This is a genomic window from Neobacillus sp. CF12 (genome assembly GCF_030348765.1).
GTDB lineage: Bacteria > Bacillota > Bacilli > Bacillales > Cytobacillaceae > Neobacillus.
On sequence record NZ_JAUCEU010000007.1, the window covers coordinates 4,105,665 to 4,130,008 of the forward strand.

Here is a 24,344-nt window from a genome sequence, read left to right on the forward strand (position 1 = left end):
CTCTCAACGATAATTTTAGAGGCAATCCGTGTTGTTTTTACTCATTTGCTGTCGAAAACCTCCAGTTAATGTCGTAGTATTCAATATTTTCAGAATATATAGAAGATTTAGTCATTAGTGTGGTATAGGGTTCTAAAATGGTATATAATTCCTATACATAGTAGAAAAGGAGGGGGAGTTTTGGATAGAGGATTAACAATAAGGAGGGCTATATTTGAGTAAAAGGTCAATCATAATTAGTATTTTGTGCTTATTACTAGCTCTCCCAAGCGGTGCATTGGCAGAGGGTAATTCGGTACAAACTCCACAAACAATAAAAGTGGAGAGAGGAAAACAAGTAAATGTTTCAAAAACAGTAAAATCAGACATTGTTACAGCATTGGCAGATGATTTCACTGGACCTGTTCTAGATAGTGCAACTGTTAGTCCAACCACTGTGACAGTAGGAGAGGACCTTAACATTACAGCTATTGTTTCAGATGATTTAAGTGGAGTGGCAGAGGTAGTAGCCTATTTGAATCTACCAGATGGAGTTGGGTACAAAGTCCTTCCTTTAGTTCAGGATCCTGGGACAGGGGAATGGAAAGGTACATATACTATCACGGATTTAGATCAAAATGGTACCTGGACGATAGACTTTGATTTATTTGATGTCGCTGGTAACTACACGTTTGGCGATGCAGGAAATACGGTTGAAGTCGTTAATTCGAATGGCGGCGATACGTCACCCCCTACATTAGAGGCCAAATCAGTTTCACCTCTATCAGTGGGGCCAAATGAACCGGTTACGATTCGGGCAACAGTAAATGATAATACCGCAGTTGATACTGTATATGCAGCCATTTACACTGCAGATAGTACAGGTTATTATTATCTGCCCCTTACCAAAGATGAAACAACAACAAATGAATGGGTAGTTACCCACACTTTTAGCGAAAGTGATAAATCGGGCGCATGGTATTTTGATATCGATATGAAAGACACAGCTGGAAACTTTAGTTGGGTAACACTAGAGGAGGAATTAACATTAACCAATTCTTTTAGTGACTATGATAACCCAACGATTGGAGAAGCAGTTATTTCACCTGCACAAGCCTCACCAGGTGAATCTATTAAACTAAGTGTGCCTGTTACGGATGCATTATCGGGAGTAAGTTCGGTCTATGCTGAATTCTCTCATATAGACAATCCAAATGAAGTCTATACTGAACAACTAACTCACGCACCAGGGACGAATGAATGGACCGTAGATTTTAACATTCAATCTAGTTTTCCTTCTGGGGTGTGGAAAGCAGTAGTTTACGCAACAGATGTAGCAGGAAACAGTGGTTTCAAAGAGTTTTTTAGTGCCTTTGATGTCATCAACACGAGCGGGGATTTTGACGCACCTGAGATTACAAATGTTCAAGTGACGCCACAAGGAGATGTTCCGATTGGTGGAACCGTCACAATTACAGCTAATGTAACGGACGCTGTAGGCTTAGACATGGTATATGCGAATGTGTTCGGTCAAGAGGGCTTTGGTGAATTTGTGCCGATGAGTTTCGACGACGTGAATCAGCAGTGGGTTGGAACGTATGTCCTCCAAGACACAACAGTTCCAGGCTTCTATACGGTAGCTGTTTCTGCCTACGATACATCGCTTAATTATTCTACTGTCAATGCAGAAGGCGGTTTTACAGTAGTTAACCCTGTCGGTGATTTCACTGGACCTGTAATTTCTGATATACAACTTGATAAAACTGAAGTGAATGCAGGCGAGCAAGTCACGATTTCAGCCTCCGTGGAGGATGAATCAGGTGTCGCTCTTGTATCAGCAAACTATTATGAAAATGAAACTGTTACTTTAAAATACGACAGTACCCTTACGAAATGGGTTGGTACAATCACTGTTCCAACGAATATTCCTGATGGAAAGTTGATTAACATTAATTTTGTTAATGCAATCGACATGAAAGGGAATATAGAAGTATCTCCTTGGTATCCTGTTTCTTTCACAATTCATAATGTTGATGGTGATTATACTGCACCATTAGTAGAGAGCTTGGAGGTTACACCTGCCGTTGCTGGCGTAGGTGATAAAGTCCAATTCAAAGCAAAAGTGACCGATGATAAAACAGGTGTTAAGCAAGTGAACCTTGCTATTGGTGCTGGAGGTACTAGTACTACAACTGTAGAGTTAACGTATGACCAAAATTCTGACTTATGGCTAGGAAGTTACACCGTAAAAGCAAACGACAAACCGGGTGAATATCCTATACTTGTAAGTACTGAGGATAATAACTTTAACAGCAGTGATACAGTATCCGAACAAACCTTAACGATTGATAATCCGAATGCAGATGTAACCGGACCTGTTGTAGAAGCAGTCGAAATTACACCAGCAGAAGCGAATGTCGGGGATACGGTTAAAATCTCGGCTACTATTTCAGATGACAAATCTGGAGTTAACGGTGTATTTGCTAGTTTAGAATCCCCTAATTTTGAAAAATATGAATCTATCTCACTCGTATTGAATTCAGAAACAAACAAGTGGGAAGGAACATATGAAGTGAAGGAATTTGATCTTCCGGGCAGCTGGCATGTAAATGTGACAGCATTTGACAATGCAGGTAACTATGGCAGCAATGAGACAGAATATCAAATGGTAATCAACAACCCTGATGGCGGCGATGGTGTTTCCCCATCGGTTGAATCCTTTGTTATGAGTCCAACTACGGCAAAGCCTGGCGATACTGTGCATTTTGAAGCAAAACTCGCAGATGATAAATCAGGTGTTAAATCTGCTAGTATCTATTTATACAGTAATTCTAGCGCAAATTCATATCCGATTACCTTAACGTACGATGAAGGTAACGATGTATGGACAGCAGAATACGTAATCCCTGCCTATGCATCAGCAGGCTTCCATTCACTTTATCTGGATGTAGCGGATAATGCAGGAAATGTTCAGTTCTATTATCCAACAGAAAGTCTGCTCATCTTAAATGATAATCCAGATAATGAAGCACCAAAATTTGAAGGTATTACCATTTCACCTGATCCAGCCCTCGAAAATGATGAAGTAACCTTTAAAGTTACTTTTACGGATAATCATTCAGGAGTGAAGAATGCTAGGTTAATTCTGTTTAACCCAGACTCAGCTGATTCTTATAATGCGGATGATGCAAGAGCCTATAGGTTTATTGAGTTAGCCTATAATGAACAAGAAAACCTATGGGTTGGAACGTATACGGTGAAAGAATCAGATCCAAAAGGATTATGGAAAATATCCTATGAGGTCGAAGATTTAGCAGGGAATTGGAATTGGGCAACAATCGCTCAAAATTTTGTAGTTGCCCCAGATACTACTGCCCCTGCAGCTCCAACGGTTGATGTATTAACGGACAAATCGACGGTTGTGACAGGAACGACTGAAGCATATGCTGAAGTAACGATTTCGGTAGGAGACACTGTTATTGGCAGTGGTAATGCGGATGCCGAAGGGAAGTTTAGCATTACCATCCCAGTTCAGAAAACAGGTACTACGATTACAGTTACTGCAAAAGACAAAGCTGGTAACGCAAGTAAAACGGAAGTAGTAACCATCACCAGCTATTCACCAATCAATATCCAATTGAATGGAAAAGAATTTACGAAGGGCTATTTTGGAAACGGTGCTGCTGTCGTTCATTATACGGCATTAGATATCTTCAAAATTCCATACACTGTAAATGAGAATGGACTATTTGATATCGAAGGTCGTTCGGTACAAGGTGAATCTATCGATGGAGAATGGTACATTAGATGGAATTTGCTTTCTCCAGGAAAAGTATCATTCAAAACCATTACAGGCGGATACAACTTTATCTACAACATTCCAGTGAAAATCCAATTAAATGGTGTAGATTTCACTGCTGGTTATTTTAAAGAAGGAAATACGTTTGTCCATTGGAAGGCGTTGAATACGCTCCAAATTCCTTTCAAGTATAATGGTGGGGTATCTTTTACCATTCAAGGGCGTAATGTAGACGGAGAGTATATTAACGGAGCTCTTTATATTCGCTGGAACCTGCTTTCACCAGGAAACGTAACATTCAAGAGTATACCGGGTGGATTTAACTTTATTTACCCAACCGTTAAGCCGATTAATATCCAATTAAATGGTGTAGATTTTACCAAAGGTTACTTTAAGAATGGTAACGCGTTTGTTCACTGGAAGGCACTGAATACGTTCAATATTCCTTTCACCTATAAAGGAAACGTAGACTTTGATATTGAAGGAAGAGCAGTTCAAGGGGAGTATATTAATGGAGCATTGTATATCAGCTGGAACTTGCTTGCACCAGGGAAAGTAACATACAACAGTATTTCTGGAGGATTTAATTTCACTTATACTCCTTAAGAAATGCATGCTAAAAAAATAAGCACGTCACGTATTGATAGAAAGTAGGATTTTATCTACAATGAATGAATAAGGATAACCTTCATAATTAGAGGGTTATCCTTCTTTTTAAGTTAAAGTACTGGAACTTATCAATACGTCTAATGGAGTGGAATAAATGAAAAAGTATATTCTTGTAACAGTTTCTGCTGTTGTCATCATAGGTGCCATACTAATGCTTCTTCTTAATAGGGATAGGGAGGAAAAAACAGTATCCTCCACTGGAGATCAAAAAACGTCTGAATCTACAAAATCAACGCCACAACCAACGAGTGAAAATAATAATCCAAAAGATAAGGTATCAACACCTCAAAATCCAAAACCAGGTGATAACGTACTTCCTACAGATAAAAAGGAAGAGGAAGTAAACCTGGAAGAAAAGCAAGAAGAAACAATTAGAGAAATTAAAAGTATGTATCAGCCAAGATGGGATGAAATAAATCAACTAGCAGATAAAAGACTTGCTGAATTACTTGTCCAAGCAGGAAAAGAGTATAAAGTAAACAAAGAAAGAAAGCAGGATGTTGCTAGACTTGAAATGAAGTATCTGGATATTTATAACGGTTACGAACAAAGTACAAAAGCACAGGTCGATGATATGGTAGCGAGCATTCAAAAAGAGGTTATCAAAAGAGATATTCACGACAATATTGGTGAAGAATACTTACAAATGTATCAAATACAAAAAGAAAAGCGTGTCGAAAAACTAAGAGAAGAATTGAAGAAACTATAAAATAGAGAGAAGTGGCAGCTGCCTTTGTGGGCAGCAGCTGTTTTTTTTTTTTGAACAGTAGACAATAAAAAAGGGGAGTCTTTTTTTAAAAAAAATTGGCCATCAAAATAAGGAAATATTTTGGGAGATTTGTAGAATGCTGTTTTTTTATAGTATATAATTCCTATTGTATATAAATGAGAAAAAAACGGAGGGGTATTTTTGGGGAAGAAGTCAATTATTATTAGTACTTTGTGCCTGATGTTAGCACTGCCATCTAGCATCCTCGCAAGTACGAATAATACACAAAATTTAGTAGATTCGACAGCAGTTGTGAGTAGTCAAGTTTCTACTGCTGCTCTAGATTCTAGCGTTACACCATTGTATTCAGAAGATACTACCGGTCCAGTCCTGGAAAATGTGACGGTTAGCCCTAGTTCAGTAAAAGTAGGAGAAACCATTACCATTACAGCTCAAATCAGGGACGATGAGAGCGGAATAGAATCTGTTAATGTTAATGTTAATACTCCATATGGGTATAAATCAATACCATTAACTTTTAACGCAACGAGTGGAAAATGGGTTGCTGCGTATACGATAAAGTCTGTTGACCACGATGGTGATTGGTGGTTTAGCTTGAATATGTGGGATATGGCAGGAAATTATACGTATGAAAATGTTGAAAACCCAGTTCAAGTTGTAAATCCGAACGCTGATAGTGATGCACCTGTTTTACTGGGAGCAAGTGTTTCTAAGCAAGAAGTATATGTGGATGAAGAGTTTACGATTAAAGCAAAGGTTTCAGATAATAACGAGGTTGCAGAGGTAAACGCAATGATCATTGCGCCAGAAGGTTTTGGAACCTACATTCCTCTATCCCTTAATAAAACTACAAATGAATGGGAAGGAACCTACTCATTTAGTAGTTATGAGACACAAGGAACATGGATGATAGATTTTGATATGGTGGATACTGCAGGAAACTATTCTTGGGAAGAAGGTTCAACAAGTATAAAATTTACAAATCCATACGGGGATTCTACTGAACCAACCATTGATTCCGTAGAAATTTCACCTAAGACTGCATCACCAGGGGATGTCATTCAGGTTAACGCTACCGTAAGTGATGATACTGCTGGTGTAGACTCTGTCTATGCTGAATTCAAAGCAGAAGGCAGTGAACATAGTTATAGTACTCTCTTAAATTTGGATGAAGAGACTGGCAATTGGGTTGGAGAGATTTATGTTCAAAATAATTTCATGCCAGGAGTATGGCATGGCACGATTACAGCTACAGATTATGCTGGAAACCATGGTAATAAAGAAATCGACAATGCTTTTACTATCATCAATGAAAATGGTGACGTTGAGGGACCAATATTTGAGAATATCCAAGTGACGCAAGGTGACATTAAGGTTGGAGAAAAAGTGACGGTTTCAGCATCAATTACTGACGTCAAATCTGGTGTCGACATGGTCCAAGCGAATCTATCAGGGCCCTATGGATATGATTATTGGTTACAATTAAGATACGATTCAAAAACGAATCTTTGGGTTGGTTCCTTTTTAGTTGAAGAAACAACAGCGCCTGGAATTTATGACCTTACCATTCAAGCACAAGATAAAGCTGGAAATTATAGTTATGTATCAAAGGGTCAGGTATTCACGATTATTAATCCAACAGGTGATTACACAGCACCAACCATGACAGATTTCCAAATCAGTAAGACAGAAGTAAATGCAGGTGAACGAGTTACCTTCACGGCAGCCATCACTGACGACAAGTCTGGTGTGGCATATGTAAAATTAAATACAGATTATCTTGAAAACGTTGAATTCAAATACAATAGTACCCTTGGCAAGTGGACAGCCACTGTAACGATTCCAACCAATATCCCAGATGGAATGGTCATTAATTTACATGACATCCAATACGTTGATTTGAAAGGGAATACCTCAGGAACATGGGTGGAAGATAACATTACGGTTCATAATCTGAACGGTGATTATACGGCTCCTCAAGTAGAAAGTCTGTCAATCACACCTGCTGTTGCGAAAGTAGGCGAGAAGGTCCAATTTAAAGCAAAGGTAAAGGATGATAAATCAGGAACGAAATCAGTTCGTGTATTACTTGAAACGTATGAAGAGTACAAAGAAATCGACTTAACGTACGATCAGGCATCTGGATTATGGACAGGGAATTACACCATTAAATCATATGATAAGCCTGGTAACGTATATGCTGTGGTAAGTACAGAAGACAATAATGGCAATACCGACGATTTCTATACGGAGAAATATTTTACAGTAGAAAATCCAAATGGCGATATTAATCCGCCTGTTTTTGAAAATGTGCAAGTCACCCCAGCGACAGCAAATGTCGGCGATATAGTGAAAATTAGTGCCACGGTATCGGACGATAAGTCAGGAGTTCAAGACGTCTATGGCTACATTGACTACTCTGATTACTATAAAACTGAATATGTTGAGTTTGTCTATAATGCAACAACGAAAAAATGGGAAGGTTCCTATGTTGTAAAGGAATATGACGCTTCCGGGACTTGGCCATTAATGTTAATTGCTTATGACAAATTTATGAATGAAGCCTATATTATGGGTGAGAATACAGTAGTAATCAATAATCCAGGTGGTGAAGATGTAACAAATCCATATTTAGAGAGTCTTACTCTTACACCTTCTACTGCAAAAGACGGAGATACCGTCCATTTCGAAGCGAAACTTATCGACGACAAATCAGGTGTACGATCTGCACGACTTTATTTGAATAGTGATCGCGGCCAATACAGTAATCCTCTAGAATTAACATACGATGAGACAAAAGGAGTTTGGGTCGGAGATTATAAAATTCCAGCTTTCTCAGCTGCAGGATTACATTATGTGAGTGTGGATTTTGAAGACAATGCAGGTAATACACAGTATGAGCATATGGCAAAAAATCTTCTCATTCTAAATGAAAGTCCGGATTATGAGGCACCGAAGTTCGAAAGCATCACCCTTACACCTGAAAAAGTACAACCAGGTAAAGTCGTGACGTTTAAGGTAAAATTGTCGGATAATAACTCTGGTGTACAAGAAGCTTCATTAACACTATTTAATCCAGATACAGCAGATTCTTATAATTCAAATGATGAAAGAGCGTATAGATACATCCCATTAACGTTTGATAAAACGCAAAATCTATGGATAGGAACGTATACCGTTCAAACAACAGATCCATTGGGCAGTTGGAAAATTTCCTATGATATAATGGATTTTGCTGGAAATGGGAACGGTGGTGTTAGTTCACAAAGGCTACTAGTCGAAAAAGTAAGCTATTCTCAAATTAATGTTCAATTAAATGGCAAAGCGTTTACTCCAGGATTTTTTGGAAGTGGAACAACCTATGTCCATTGGAAGGTACTTGAAGAGTTCAAGATTCCTTTTACCTTTAAAGGAAATGGAGTATTTTTGATTGAGGGACGTACCGTACAGGCAGAGACGATTAATGGGGGCTTGTATCTCAATTGGAAAGAACTTTCTCCAGGAAAAGTAACGTACAAGTCCATAACGGGCGGTTTCAATTTTATTTACTCGGTAGCCAAGCCAGTAAAGGTTCAATTAAACGGCCAAGACTTTACTCAAGGCTATTTTAAAGATGGTAATACGTATGTTCATTGGCAGGCATTGAATACGTTTAAAATTCCATACACATTTAAAGGCAACAATGTATTTACGATTGAAGGCCGTACCGTCACAGGTGAAACCATCAACGGTGGCTTGTATATCCGCTGGAATGAGCTTTCTCCAGGAAATGTAACCTATAAGAGTATTACCGGCGGCTATAACTTTATTTACACTCCGCCAGCACCAGCTGTTAAACCAGTCAAGGTTCAATTAAACGGCCAAGACTTTACCCAAGGCTACTTTAAGGATGGTAACACGTATGTTCATTGGCAGGCATTGAATACGTTTAAGATTCCATACACATTTAAAGGCAACAATGTATTTACGATTGAAGGCCGTACAGTTACAGGAGTCACGATTAACGGGGGATTATATATAGCTTGGAATCAGCTTTCTCCTGGAAATGTGACATACAAGGCCATTACCGGCGGCTATAACTTTATTTACACCGCGCCTGCAGCATCGACCGTTACACCGATAAAAGTACAATTAAATGGGGTTAATTTTACCCAAGGCTACATGAAAGATGGTGCAGCATACGTCCATTGGAAGGCACTAGAAACGTTCAAAATTCCTTTTACCTTTAAAGGGAACGATGTATTTACGATTGAAGGTCGTACAGTGACAGGTCAGACTATTAACGGAGGCTTATATATCCGTTGGAATGAGCTTTCACCTGGGAAAGTTACCTTTAAAAGTATAACAGGCGGTTTTAACTTTATTTATACACCTTAAGATTCTAGTGGATTTATGAAAAGACTCCCAAGCAAAGGGAGTCTTTTTCATGTCATGACGTAACAAAGGGCTTGTTGATTTCGGTTCCTATAAAAAAATGGTAAAATTGTAGTAATTTCTATAAGCTAAAGGAGAATAAAATGCGAATTACCAAGAAAATGATGGTTACAGTAATTGTTGCACTTATATTAGTCGTAACGGCCCTAATGTACCAATTTACAGGGAGTCAGGATAAAAGCACGAAAGATGCAAAGATAATATCGTCTGAAAAAATAGAAGAAGCGGTGAAAACCACTGAATCCAATACTCCAACCATTTTTATTCACGGTTACAAGGGTACCCTTCGAACATTTGAGACAATGGTAAAAGAATTTGAATTGAAAGATGAAGATAAGAGCATGGTAACGATAACCGTTGAACCCAATGGGAAACTTGTCTATTCTGAAGAAGCATTAAAACAGGTGAATGATCCTCTGGTTCAACTTTATTTTAAAAATGGGACAGCTTCAGTTGATGATCAACTAACTTGGATGAAGGCAGCGATGAAAGTGATAGCTGATATTTACGATACCAAATCCATTAATATTGTTGCCCACAGCATGGGCGGTCTTGTGGGCACGAAGTATATTATGGAAACATATAACGATAAAAATTATCCAAAGGCTGAAAAATTCGTTACCCTCGCATCCCCGATTAAAGGCTGGGTGAAATATGTGATTACGAACCCAGCTGAGGAAGACTTGCACCCGAATTCAGCAGCATTAGCTGGTCTTTATAGTGATCGAAATGAGTTTCCGAAGGACGTTGAGGTCTTTTCTGCTTATGGGCTGCAGGATACACTGGTGAGTGTGGACAGCGCTAAAGGGTTAAAGGAGTTCACTGCCAATATTATTACGAGTGGGTATATGGACAATCATAGCTATATTCATGAGGATATAGAAGTGATAGACTCTGCGTATTCATTTCTAGAATTTAATTAATCTCTATCAAAACAAAATATGACATAATATGTAATAATAATGATATAACCCTTATGGAGTCATCAAAGTATGGAAGGTGAAGATGTTTTGAAGGCAACTATCACTAGTATCGAATTTACGAATGAAGTTTTATCTGTAAAAGGACAAACAGATTTTGCGATCGAACAAGATGCAATAATTTCGTTAAGAAAACGTGACGATGAATATGTGAAATACAATTGGAAAGAATCTAGCATTACCATGCATGTTAGTGATAGAATTTTTGAATTTCAGTGCAGCATGAACAAATTGGACTTTATTCTTGAAAATAATCTAACAGATAGAGACGTTTGGGATTTCTTTCTTAAACAAGGTACTGACGTGATATTCTTAACGGTTGAAGATGGACTTTCTTTTACGGCGAACTACATTCAGTTGAAGCATCCTTTATTTAAAACCAAACCATATATAACAGGGAAAAAGGGCCTCTCATTATTTGTTGTTCAAAACGATATCCAAGCAATCGTGGAAAAAGAAAAATTTACAGCTGGCACCTACGCTGTAGCGATAAAACTAAAATCCGCAACAATAGAAAATAAATGGCAAGAATTAACAGCGTCGTTGCTTTTAAAACGGAGAGAACAAAAAGGCTTCTTTGAATATTATGAAGAGAAAAAGCTTGAATTGTTCTATAACGAAAACCTATACACTGCTTCAGTTGACCTCGAAGCACTTTTTAAAGACTATTCATTAAATAGTTGTGATCTGTTATGGGACCTATTTATAGAACTTTCGTATGGCTCTAATAATGTCCATATACCTGTTTCTAGCAAGAATCAGAACACCTTTGGATATCACATATTACGAACGAAACCTCTACACAAAGTGAAGCCAATTTCCGATAATCAGTTGAAGACATTGTGTATCACTTCGCTAAAGGTCAATGCAGCTTTTTCTGAAACTACCTTCAATGATAATATTTTTTGGTTTAAAGGCAGCGTAAGTTCAAGTGAAATAGACATTGAAAAGTTCACAGAACCAGAACTCTATTTGGTCCTAAAAAAACGAAACCATTATAATAAATATGTTGTATTTGCAGTTGAGAAGCAGATAAAAATTCAACTTGAAGGAAGGCAATTTCAAGGCAGCATCGACGTATCTGATATGCTCGCAGCAGAACATATTAAAGATAATGATGTCTGGGATATTTTTGTAAGGTTTGTACCAAATCACCATGGCGGAATCGATAGTCATGTAATACCTGATTCTACATTAGGGCAAATAAGGACTCAGTATGAAACCATGAAATCGAACAGTCAATTTAAACTGAAACCGTATGTAAATGCAATGGGCAAATTTTCTTTGCTATTCCGGGATGTAAAGAAAGCAGTTAATCCTATAAAAGTAGCGGTTTTTGGTTCTTGTTATTGTAGAAGTGCATTTAATTCAATCAGCTTTTTTAATCCTGATTATAAAAACTATTACAATTGTGTATATACACAATTCCATTCCTCGGTCATTAGTATCATGTCCAAGCCAGTTCCATTGGATGAAACAAAATTGGCTAGTCTGAATAGTAAGCAGAAGGAATTTATTAGGTGTGACTTTGATAAAGGCTTTTTTGAACGATTAAAATCTGCTCAGCCGGAATATCTCCTTATGGATTTCTTTGCTGATGCATCGAGAAATTTAATCAAGGTTAACGATGATAGTTACATTAGCATAAGTCATATCTTGGACGAGACTCCATTGGAGAACGAATTAATAAAGAGAAACGAAGATATTTTGTCGCATAAAAATAACGATGACTATTTTGAAATATGGAAAGAGGCAATCGATCGGTTTATTGATCAGATACAAACCATCATCCCTCAGGAAAGAATAATTTTAAATCTGGGTAGATTTACGGACAGGTATTATGATTCAGAAGGTAATGTCGTTCGTTTTCCAGAATATCGTCAGCGTATCATTGCTCGGAACAATTACTTGTGGGATAAATTAAATCATTATCTAATCAGCAAATTGCCTAAAATGAAAATCATTGATTTAACAAATAAAAACTTAATTGGGCAATATAATCATCCATTAGGATTATCTCCTGCTCATTATGAATCTGCCTATTATAAAGAATTCTTGAATGAATTGAACCAATTAGTGATGAAGGATTTCATAACAAACAAAACAGCAGGTAATGAAGAAGTTGGCCAAAAAGTAGAAGCAGCAACCAGGTAAGATGGGTTGCTGCTTTTTTTTATAATAATCTATAAATTTAGGAAAAAAGTTGTTACATTTTGAAAAAATTTGGTAAAATGTATCTATATTTGTATGATGAAAGGAGTAGGTATGTTTGCGTAAACTAGTTGCTATTATTCTTGTATTACAACTGTTCCTTGTGCCAGCAGCGGCGTTTGCACAAGAAACGGCAGGAAATGTTCCACAGCCTGACAAAAGTCAAAATGTTCCACAGCCTGACAAAAGTCAAACGGATAAAAAACTGAATATGAAACTATCTGAAGAGAAGGAGGAGCCACGAGCATCTCTAGATAAAGAGTTTAATTACACAGACCCAATAAATTATCCACTGATAAATGATGGAGAATATGTAGATTATTTATGGGATAGTTATGGAACACCTCAACACATCTTTTTTGAAAATGTATCGGACTCAGCCTATTATACTGATTATATGAATCTCAAATTATACTATTATTCTGATTACCTATACTCTAAGGATAGTATTTTGGATATTGAGTATTTTCAGGAAGAAGATAATTACTTATATTATTTAGGAGAAACAGAATTTGATACATATGGCTATAGTTCAGTCTATTTAAATTCAGACTCTCCAAAAGCGGATTATAGTAACGAGCAATATATTTACCTTAGAATTGGGGTTAGAGATTCAATATATGATTCCTATTATTCCGATACGATGACGTTTAAGGTGGTAAATCCTTATTATAATTCGGGTAGTAACCCTGCTAATGATGACCAATATGCGGTTATTAGCAACGAATCGGTTAATGCCACATTGTCACAGCCAACAGGTACATTCAATGTTAAAGATATGGAATATACCAAGGATAAAAGTTTAACACCAAGCGCTTATCAAATAGATATGAATAGACCTTTTGATAGTGCAGCGAATAAGAGTAAAGTTATTCAAAAATCCGCAAAAAGTGGTGATGGAGCTTATAGAGTTGGGGATAGTAAGTCTTTTTGGGTTACTGATTTTACAACGAACTCAGACTATCAAATTAATGCTAGATTAGCCTACAGTGGCACGAAAGCAAATGTTTGGGTAAATAACTATGAGATTTCAGATGCACAAGCTGCACAAATGGGGAAAGAATTTGATAATAAAATCCACTCTTCTGTAACGAACAATTTTGGTACAGAATCGGATGTAAATCAAGACGGAAAAGTAAATATACTGAATTTTGATATTCAAGATGGATTTTCTGGTAGCGGCGGATATATAGGTGGTTATTTCTGGGCTGGAGACCTTTATAATGTTTCCGCTTCAAACCAATCAGAAATCTTCTATATTGATACCTATCCTGCAATGGGAACAGGCACAAAGGACGTAACAGAGGCTTATGGAACGCTGGCACATGAGTTTCAACACATGGTCAACTTTAACCGCAATGTTCTGATTGAAGGCTCCAGCAGTAATATGGATACATGGTTAAATGAGGCCCTGTCTATGGCTGCAGAACAAGTATATTCTGGAGTAGGAATTTCCAGCCGTGTTGATTACTATAATGCGTCTACTTCAATATCGAATGGGCACTCTCTTTTAAATTGGGATGATAATGGTGATGTACTTTCCAATTACTCATTGTCCTACTTGTTTGGTCAATATATTAAAATTCAAATGAATCAAGGAGATAGGATTTTTAAAGAAATCCTCCAAGACTCAAATAATAATTATCTAGCAATCGAAAATGCGGCTAAAAAGTATATTAGCCCTAACATGACCTTTGGAAAACTAATGACTAATTTTAGGATTGCGCTGCTGCTGAAAAGGCCAACAGGTTATTATGGATTTAAAGGTGACCCGTTCTTTGACGCAATAGAGGAGAAGGTTTATTCTGGAAGTTCCGCAAATCTTCTTGGCGGGGGTTCAATTGTAACAACCTTTAGTTCTACGGAAGGGTTTGTCGTTCCTACTAATAAAGGCGCGAATATCAGCTATACAACTTTCCCTATGGACGGAAGTTACACAGGAGATACCACACCTCCAGCAGCTCCTACTGTAAGCCCTGTAACAGATCAGGACACAACAGTGAAGGGGAAAACGGAAGCGAATGCACAGATAACTGTTTACGCTGGAACAAGCCCAATCGGGAACGGATTTGCTGATACAACTGGTGCGTTCAGCATAAGTATTCCGAAGCAGAATTCCGGAACTGTGATCTCTGTTACAGCTAGAGATAGTGCAGGGAATGAAAGCACTACAAAAGTAACGGTAGTAATCAGTTACACGAAAGTCAACGTCCAATTGAATGGTAAGGCATTTACCTCAGGTTACTCTATTGGTGGAAATACCTATGTTCATTGGAAGGCTTTAGAAACATTCAAAATCCCTCACACGTATAAAGGAAACGGGATATTTACAATAGAAGGACGTTCGGTTACGGCTCAGTCTATTAATGGCGGGCTCTATATCGCCTGGTCACAGCTTTCACCTGGAAAAGTGACTTACCAAGCGATTACCGGTGGCTATAACTTTATCTATGCAGTTCCTACCAAGATACAATTGAACGGGAAAGACTTTACTGGCGGGTATTATAAAAATGGTAATACCTATGTTCATTGGAAGGCATTAGATACATTCAAGATTCCTTATGTATTTAAAGGAAATGGTGTGTTTACGATTGAAGGACGAACAGTAAAAGCGGAAACGATCAACGGTGGACTCTATATTGCTTGGAACCAACTGTCACCTGGAAAAGTGACCTTTAAAACTCTTACTGGCGGCGGATACAACTTTATCTACGCCGTTCCAATCAAAGTACAACTAAATGGTAAGGACTTTTTACAAGGGTACTTTAAAGATGGAAATACCTATATCCACTGGTCTTCGTTAAAAACATTTAATATTCCTCACACCTTTAAAGGCGGAGTATTGTTTGATATTGGCGGACGCAGCGTTTCGGGGGAAAAGATCAACGATGCCATCTATATTCGTTGGAACCTAATTGCACCTGGAAAAATCACCTATAAGACGATTACCGGCGGTTATAACTTTATTTACACACCATAAACCATTTGTTATGAAAAAAAAGCTGGAAACAGCTTTTTTTTTGTTTTATAGGGAAATCTCCTCCTCTTCAAAATTTTTTTTGCCTAGGAATAATGATTTAGCAATGGGAATAAAGATATAAACGTATGTTGAAAACGTTGCTAGAATAATAGTCTTACATACGGAAGAGGAAGGGGAAATTGATTTGAGGAAAATTCTTGCAGTAATGCTAGTTTTACAGCTGTTTTTAATACCTACAGCTGCTTTTGGCCAAGAGGGGAAAGTGGAAGCACCTCAGCCGGGAAAAAGTTTAAATGAAAATATATCATCAGCAACTGCTGAAGGGCCGAGGAAATCGTTAAAGCCTGAAGCAGATTATACTGATCCAGGAAGTTATCCAACCGTTACCGATGGTGGAAAAGTTGGTGATATGCTGGATAGCAAAGGTATAACTCAGTCAATCTTTTTTAATAGTGTTACAAATTCAACGATTGTTGACAATATGAATTTCAGCACATTGTACAATTCAACTGCAGCTAGTGGCAAAGACAGCTATACTCATTTTGAATTTTTTACAAACGTGGGAGGTTCGATGGTATTTACAGGATGGACCTATTTTGATACGACGGGATATACAAATGTTAATTTAAATTCACATTTGTCTAAATTTGATTTCTCTGATCAACAATATCTTTACGTCAGAGTAGGCCTTTCGCAATTTGTGTTTGACTTGTATTATACGAATACCCTCTTATTTAAGGTAGAAAACCCTTTTTATAATGGAGGCGGATCCACAACAGATGATAGCTATGCTGTGATTAGTAATGAATCTACAGATGATACGACCACACAGCCCACTGGATCGTTTAATGTAAAGGATATGGATTACACTTTCGATAAGAATTTAAAACCAGAAACGTATAAGGTAGATGTAAATATCCCTTATAATGTCCCTAAAAATAAGGAAAAGCAAATTAAGAAAAACAGCAGTGATCCACTAAATCGTGCGTTCAATGTAGGGGACAGTAATAGTTTTTGGGTGATGGATTTAAGGACCAATCAACCATATCAAATTACGGCTAGATTAGCCTATAGCGGTACGAAAGCAAATATATGGGTTCATAATAATCAAATTACCGATGCCGATGCAGCAAGATTAGCGGCTGAATTTGACAATCGAATTCATGCTTCGGTTTCAACTAATTTTGGAAATGAGTCAGACGTAGACGTGGATGGGAAGATTAATATATTAAACTTCGATATTCAGGATGGATTTACGGGCAGCGGAGGCTATACAGCAGGATACTTCTATGCGTTAGACTTATTTGATGAACCAAACTCAAACAAGTCTGAAATCTTCTATATTGATACGTATCCAACAATGGGATTGGGTGCAACCAAAGATGTAACAGCGGCATATGAGACGATAGCACATGAGTTCCAACATATGGTGAATTTTAACCAAAATATCTTTGTTGAAAACACGGTGGAAGTTATGCCGTCCTGGTTAAATGAAGCCCTTTCGATGGCGGCAGAACAAATTTATACGGGCCAGGGGCTAAGCAGTCGGATCGATTACTATAATGCATCGGAGTCCATCTCAAATGGACACTCCCTATTGTATTGGGATAACGAGGGAGATACTCTATCAAACTATTCATTGTCTTATTTATTCGGTCAATATATTAAAAAGCAAGCCAACCAAGGAGATAGTATTTTTAAAGAAATCATTAATGACGTTAACAACGATTATCGAGCGGTTGAAAATGCAGCTAAGAAGTATATTCATTCTGGGATGACCTTTGGAAAGTTAATGACAAGCTACAGAATGGCGCTCTTATTAAAACAGGATACGGGTCTTTATGGCTTTAAAGGAGATCCATTCTTTGATGCAGTAGAAGAGAAACTATATTTTGGCAGCTCAACAAACCTTCGTGGTGGTGGAGCAGTAGTGACGACCTTTAACTCAGCAGATGGGTTTACCATTCCTACGGCGAAAGGTCCGAATGTCACATATACTACGTTTAAAATGGATGGCAGCGGTATGGATATAACACCTCCAGCAGCTCCTAAAGTGAATGCTGTTACAGATCAGTCGACAGCCGTGACGGGTACAGCAGAAGCAAATGCACAGGTAATCGTAAAGGCGGGAGCAGTTAGCATTGGCACCGGAACCGCTAATGCAACTGGAAGTTTCAGTGTGACGATACCAAAACAAAAGGGCGGCACCACCCTTACTGTTACAGCCAAAGATCAGGCGGGGAATGAAAGCAGCGGAACGAATGTAGTAGTAACGGCAACTACAACTGCCTATTCAGCAATAAAGGTCCAATTAAATGGTAAAGCCTTTACTGGCGGGTATTTTGGCAATGGAGCAGCCTATGTGCATTGGAAGGCATTAGAGACGTTAAAAATCCCATTCACATTTAAAGGAAATGGTGTATTTACGATTGAAGGTCGAACGGTTACGGCACAGACTATTAATGGTGGTTTATTCCTTAAATGGACCGATTTGTCTCCAGGTAAAGTAACCTATAAATCGATTACAGGCGGATTTAACTTTATCTATGCAGTTCCAACCAAGGTCCAATTAAATGGGAAGGACTTTACTGGCGGTTACTATAAAGACGGGAATACCTATGTACATTGGAAGGTATTGGATACCTTTAAAATTCCTTACACATTTAAAGGGAACGGTGTATTTACAATTGAAGGACGCACGGTACAGGCACAGACTATTAATGGAGGTCTCTTCATTGCTTGGAACCAACTCTCACCTGGAAAGGTGACGTTCAAAACCATTACAGATGGATATAACTTTATCTATGCTGTTCCAATTAAAGTTCAATTGAATGGCCAGAACTTTACGGGCGGGTACTTCAAGGATGGCAATGCCTATGTCCATTGGACGGCATTGAAGACATTTAAAATCCCATACACCTTCAAAGGAGGAGTACTATTCGATATAGGCGGTCGAGCCGTATCAGGAGAAACCATCAACGGAGCCATATACATTCGCTGGAACCTGCTCGCACCTGGCAAAATCACATTCAAAGCAATAACCGACGGCTATAACTTCATCTACACACCATAGATTAGAATTGATAAGAGGAATCCTTTTAAATGAGGGTTCCTCTTTTGATTTAGCGATTAGAAGAGGTTAATAGTCTAGAAGCATACCTATGTTGGTTTTTAATGATTTAGTATAGTTAGGGGATTTGGCGATGATTTACTGAAAAATATCTATATCTATTAAAATTACCATAAATTATAATAGTGCTATATTACTAATATAATATAAAGAAATTATTACACTCTGGGGGAAACAGGATGAAGCGCAAGAGTCTTGTAACATTTTTAGCAGTATTTTATGTTCTTTTTTTTACTATTGGGACTATCCCAGCAAAGGCCAACAGTAATGTCGAGATTAGCTCAATAACAGTAAAGAAAAAGGACATCTTGGTAGCGAATGAACAAAAGATAACCGTGAACTTAACTGATAGCTCGGGGGTATCATACATTAATGTTACCTATAAGCAGCCCAGTGGGAGTTATACACAATATTTGTTGGGGCAAAATGGCCAAGGTGGCTTTGATGGTTATGCTATGGCATATGGTTCTGAAGGAACAATGACAGTAAGTTCAATAATTGTTAATTTTAATGATGGGTCTTTTAAATACTTTGAGGATATAGATCAAGGTGGTAGATATGACCTGAGTGGGGGAGATTTCACCATTCATGCATCTGATACAACAGGCCCGGTTTTTAATAGTGTATCAGTAAATACTACCCAAGTAGTTAAAGATGGTTCAGTTATTGTTACTGTGAATGCAGAGGATATGTTAAGTGATATTCAGTCGGTTGAACTAACATACCAAATGCCTGATGGCTGGTATACTGGTGAAAAGGCAGTAAGTATTGGAAACAACCAGTACCAATTAGCTATACCTTTTTATTTGACAGGTGGTTATCATGGATTCGGTACGTATAAACTTGCGTCTATATCATTCACGGATAGTCAGAACAACACAAGCTATGTTTGGGATGATACTTACATCAAAACAGCAGATTTAAGTAGTGGAAACTTCACGGTCATTCCCGAGGGCGATGGTCCGGTATTAAAAAATATTTCTGTTGATAAAAGTGAAGTCACAAGTGGACAACCTGTAAAATTAACAGCGGAAGTGGAAGACGCCTCTGGTGTGGCCGAGGTAAAGGTCATTTACACTCAACCAAATGGTTACAACCATACAGTCATTTTCAACCATTCCTATGACAATATTTATGTGGGTGAAATTACTGGAGATTTTACAGGATACTATTCTGGATTCACGGTGGGGTATTGGACACCGAGAATCATTATGTTAAAGGATATTTATGGAAGTACAACGGATATATGGAGCAATTTAGTTTTACCGTGGGGCCAAGACCTTTCATACTTGAATTTTTATGTAAAAGAAAGAGATTTCTATGCTCCTAGTGCGCCAAGCGTAAATGAGGTGGATGAAAACACAACCACATTGTATGGCTATGCAGAGTATGGTTCAACTGTAAACGCCTATGTAAATGGATCTGTGATTGGGTCAACCGTAGTTACGGATGGGGGCGGCTATTACCAAATGTATATTGGCAATCAGGCTGCAAACACACAAATTTATGTTAATGCTACAGATGAAAGCGGAAATGTCAGCCAGGATACTGTTGTTGTAGTAAAGGATGTAACAGCACCTGGTAAGCCCGTAGTAAATGAAGTATCTGACTCAGATTGGGCAGTAACCGGTCAAGCTGAACCAGGGTCAACAGTCACTGTAAATGTAAATGGGGTACATATAGGATCAGGTACAGTTGGAATTGACGGCAGTTTTTTTGTGAGAATTCCTATTCAAAATGCTGGTACAGAACTTGCAGTAACAGCAACTGATCAAGCAGGTCACACAAGTGAAGCAGCTTACTTCGTTGTCTTGGACACTACTGCACCGGTAGCTCCAACGGTGAACGATATGACGGATAAAGATACTGTCGTTAAAGGAAAAACAGAAGCCGATGCACAGGTTACGGTATATTTAGGTACAACTATACTTGGATCAGGTAAGGCCGATGGTACTGGAGCATTTAGTATAGTAATTCCAAAACAAAAAGCAGGGAGCACCATTGTTGTAGCGGCCAAAGATGTAGCAGGGAATGAAAGTACAACATCATATGTTACCAAGGTCAGCTATTCTTTGGTGAAAATACAATTAAACGGCAAAGATTTCACCTCTGGTTATTTTGGTGGTGGAACAACGTACGTCCATTGGAAAGCCTTAGAGGTTCTAAAAATCCCATTTTCTTATAAGGGAGATGGAACTCTCGTAATTAGTGGCCGGACTGTTAAGGGTGAGCATATCAATGGTGGACTCTTTATCCGATGGACAGATTTAGCACCGGGAAAAGTGACGTACAAGGTGATTACTGGCGGATATAACTTCTTATATTCTCCGCCTGTAAAAGTACAACTCAACGGAAAAGATTTTTCAGAAGGATATTTGAAAAATGACACTATTTATGTTCATTGGTCAGCGTTAAAAACATTCAATATTCCCTACACCTTTAAGGGGGGAACATCATTTAATATTGGTGGCCGTTCGGTAACCGCTGAGACCATCAATGGAGCACTTTATATCCGCTGGACGGATTTGAATCCTGGGAAAGTAACTTACACCGAGATTAGTGGGGGCTATAACTTCATCTATTCCATCCCATTAAAGGTTCAGTTGAATGGTCAAGATTTTTCCCAAGGGTATTTGAAGGATGGCGCAGCCTATATTCATTGGTCAGCATTGAAAACCTTAAATATTCCCTACAAATTTAAAGGGGGAGTATTGTTTGATATTGGTGGACGTTCTGTTACGGGTGAGAGTATCAACGGAGGTATTTATATCCGCTGGAACCTTCTAGCACCAGGTAAAATAACATTTCAAGCGATTTCTGGAGGCTATAACTTTATTTACAAACCATAATTTTAAGGAAACAGCGGCGATTTGAATTGCAGCTGTTTCTTTTTTTTAGACAAAATGCACAGATTTGCCATGGCCTACTAGTTTATAGTTATTTATTAAATTTCGTCTAATTGTTTTGTGGATTTTATTTCTCCATACCAATCGTAAATCGCAGCAGTGGTAAATTTTTTATCTGGAAAAAGAAACGTGTATTCTAGTATACTTCTAAGAATAGCGGAGTCAGTGATTATTCATTCTTCGTTTCTGACAGAGGCTTTATAATCATATTTCACATCCAATTCTAGTAATTTACAACTATTTTAGTTTTAAATAAGTTTTCAAAATTTTACAAGTTAGGGTAAAATAGTTTAATAGATAGAGATATTTTGGGAGGAGCAGCGTATGAAAAAACTATTACCTTTTTTTCTAATCTTACTACTCTTTATGGGTCTCGTACCTGCGAAGGGCCAGGCAGCAGAAACTGAGCCTCAGATGAAGGTAGAATTAAAGCAATTTTTGACGAATCCAACAAGTATTTCCTTAGGTGTGACAGGAACGTACAAAATTGATGGTACATCGCTTCAATTAAACAAGGATAGGGCATATTCGATTAAGGTAGAGCAGGGCAGCCTTGGTTTATATGAAGGCAATACAAAACTTACCTCAGCTGCGCAACTATCTATTACTCCGGGAACGGAAACTGACACTGCATCTATTAATGACCGAGCGTATTTTGGAAGTTTCCTTTTTAAAGTGGAAAATAACTCTTATGTAAGACCTGTTAACATAGTGGGGATGGAAGATTATTTGAAGTCTGTTGTTCCTTCAGAAATGGTTGCTTCATCTTGGTCGATGGAGGCCCTGAAAACACAGGCAGTTGCAGCGCGATCATACGCTTATTATCACAGAAATAAGACCATTAACGATACCACACGCTACCAAGCTTATAAAGGTGCTGGTAACTTACATTCACGGACAACAGAAGCGGTTGAAGCTACAAGTGGGGAAATGGTTACCTATGGTGGTACTGTCATTGAGGCAGTATATTCCGCATCGAACGGTGGAATGACGGAAAATAATCAAAATGAATTTGGCGGGGCGTTGCTTCCTTATTTTTCAATCAAGGAAGATCCTTATGATACGAAAATTACTTGGTCAACAAGTATAAATAAGCAGCAAATTGATACAACTGCTTTAGATCTTAGTAATCCTGATAAATGGTGGAATGCTACTTCTGAAAAAAATAAGGCATTTGCTGATAATGTTCGAGCGTATATGCAAAATAATGGCTATGCCAATAAGCAGATTAAGATTGTTTCCATCCCGAAATTATCTTTCTATGACAAAACGCCAAGTACTCGTGTTACAAAGTCGGATTTGACTGTCAAATTCTTCACGAAGGATGTATTTGAAGCAGGGGAATTGAAGTTACAGACCTATTCAATTACGGGCGCGACTGCTGACAGAATGCGTAGTTTTATCGGATACAGTCAAATGAAGAGTAATGTCATCACGGCAATGTCCGAAGATAACAGCCTCTACTCATTAGAGGGCAGAGGATATGGTCATGGAGTAGGGATGAGCCAACATGGTGCGAATAATCGCGGGATTGCGGGTCATTCGTACAAAGATATCTTAGGTTTTTATTATACTGGCACTCAAGTAACAAAGGTATACAATGAAGTGGAACCAGAGCCAGAACCCGTGTATCAGCAGGTAAAGGTACAATTAAATGGCAAGGATTATACCCCTGGATACTTAGTTGATGGACACTCGCATCTTCATTGGAAAGTACTTGAAGCATTGAAAATTCCATTTTCCTATAAAGGAAACACTTCTTTCGTCATTGAAGGTCGTTCTGTAGAAGGAAAGTATATTAACAATGCGCTATATATTAACTGGAACGATATTTCACCTGGTAAATTGAGAGCAGAATCGATTACAGGTGGCTATAACTTTATCTATGATATTCCGGTAAAGATTCAATTAAATGGTAAGGATTTTACATCAGGATATTATATAGACGGTACAACCTATGTACATTGGAAAGCGTTAGATACATTTAAAGTTCCATATACATTTAAAGGGAATGGTGTATTTATCATTGATGGACGCACCGTACAAGGAAGGGTTATTAACGGTGGTCTTTATATTAACTGGATAGACCTATCTCCTGGAAAAATTACCTTTAAATCAATTAGCGGTGGTTTTAACTTTATCTATACGGTTCCGATTAAAGTCCAATTGAACGGACAAGATTTTACAGCTGGTTACTTTAAAGAAGGCGCAGCGTTTGTTCATTGGAAAGCATTAGAAACGTTTAAAATTCCTTTTACCTGGAAAGGAAATGTATCATTTGTCATCGATGGCCGTTCGGTCCAAGGTGAATATATCAACGGAGCACTATATATTCGTTGGAATCTAATTGCTCCTGGAAAACTTACTTTTAAACAGATACCAGGCGGCTATAACTTTAACTACACACCATAAATAAATGGACTGTCCTTCAGTAATGGGGGCAGTCCTTTTTATTAGTTTACTATTATTTTACAGTTTTGATAGATATGATAGAATAGTTTACTAGATAAGGATTTTAGAGAGGAG

General features: G+C 38.0%; 9 protein-coding genes. All 9 read left to right on the forward strand.

Annotation, left to right across the window (positions count from 1 at the left end):
• Positions 1-214: 214 nt before the first annotated feature.
• The 9 genes from QUG14_RS19665 to QUG14_RS19705 all read left to right on the forward strand — a co-directional run bounded on the left by QUG14_RS19665 (position 215) and on the right by QUG14_RS19705 (position 24,230).
• Entirely contained in the window at positions 215-4,384 is a 4,170-nt protein-coding gene (locus QUG14_RS19665; protein ID WP_289342130.1) for an Ig-like domain-containing protein, read from the forward strand.
• A gap of 157 nt (positions 4,385-4,541) precedes the next feature.
• A complete protein-coding gene (locus QUG14_RS19670) occupies positions 4,542-5,156 on the forward strand; it encodes a hypothetical protein (protein ID WP_289342131.1) in 615 nt (204 codons plus the stop codon).
• Between the two features lie 201 nt (positions 5,157-5,357).
• Entirely contained in the window at positions 5,358-9,554 is a 4,197-nt protein-coding gene (locus QUG14_RS19675) for an Ig-like domain repeat protein (protein WP_289342132.1), read from the forward strand.
• 140 nt (positions 9,555-9,694) lie between these two features.
• Positions 9,695-10,534, forward strand: coding sequence for an alpha/beta hydrolase (locus QUG14_RS19680; protein WP_289342133.1), 840 nt, complete (start codon positions 9,695-9,697; stop codon positions 10,532-10,534).
• 69 nt (positions 10,535-10,603) lie between these two features.
• The gene (locus QUG14_RS19685) at positions 10,604-12,745 is read left to right on the forward strand and encodes a DUF6270 domain-containing protein (protein ID WP_289342134.1); all 2,142 of its coding nucleotides are present in this window, start codon (positions 10,604-10,606) and stop codon (positions 12,743-12,745) included.
• A gap of 115 nt (positions 12,746-12,860) precedes the next feature.
• Positions 12,861-15,782 carry an Ig-like domain-containing protein gene (locus tag QUG14_RS19690; protein ID WP_289342135.1) on the forward strand — a complete coding sequence of 974 codons (2,922 nt, stop codon included), beginning with the start codon at positions 12,861-12,863 and terminating at the stop codon, positions 15,780-15,782.
• A 184-nt stretch (positions 15,783-15,966) separates the two neighbouring features.
• The gene (locus QUG14_RS19695) at positions 15,967-18,855 is read left to right on the forward strand and encodes an Ig-like domain-containing protein (protein WP_289342136.1); all 2,889 of its coding nucleotides are present in this window, start codon (positions 15,967-15,969) and stop codon (positions 18,853-18,855) included.
• A gap of 236 nt (positions 18,856-19,091) precedes the next feature.
• Positions 19,092-21,761 (forward strand): Ig-like domain-containing protein, encoded by a 2,670-nt coding sequence (locus QUG14_RS19700; RefSeq protein WP_289342137.1) that lies wholly within the window; start codon positions 19,092-19,094, stop codon positions 21,759-21,761.
• 381 nt (positions 21,762-22,142) lie between these two features.
• Positions 22,143-24,230, forward strand: coding sequence for a SpoIID/LytB domain-containing protein (locus QUG14_RS19705; RefSeq protein ID WP_289342138.1), 2,088 nt, complete (start codon positions 22,143-22,145; stop codon positions 24,228-24,230).
• The last annotated feature ends 114 nt before the right edge of the window (positions 24,231-24,344 follow it).

Coding starts and splice junctions, on each gene's coding strand:
- QUG14_RS19670 (WP_289342131.1), top strand. CDS start 4,542: ATGAAAAAGTATATTCTTGTAACAGTTTCTGCTGTTGTCATCATAGGT.
- QUG14_RS19680 (WP_289342133.1), top strand. CDS start 9,695: ATGCGAATTACCAAGAAAATGATGGTTACAGTAATTGTTGCACTTATA.
- QUG14_RS19685 (WP_289342134.1), top strand. CDS start 10,604: ATGGAAGGTGAAGATGTTTTGAAGGCAACTATCACTAGTATCGAATTT.
- QUG14_RS19700 (WP_289342137.1), top strand. CDS start 19,092: ATGAAGCGCAAGAGTCTTGTAACATTTTTAGCAGTATTTTATGTTCTT.
- QUG14_RS19705 (WP_289342138.1), top strand. CDS start 22,143: ATGAAAAAACTATTACCTTTTTTTCTAATCTTACTACTCTTTATGGGT.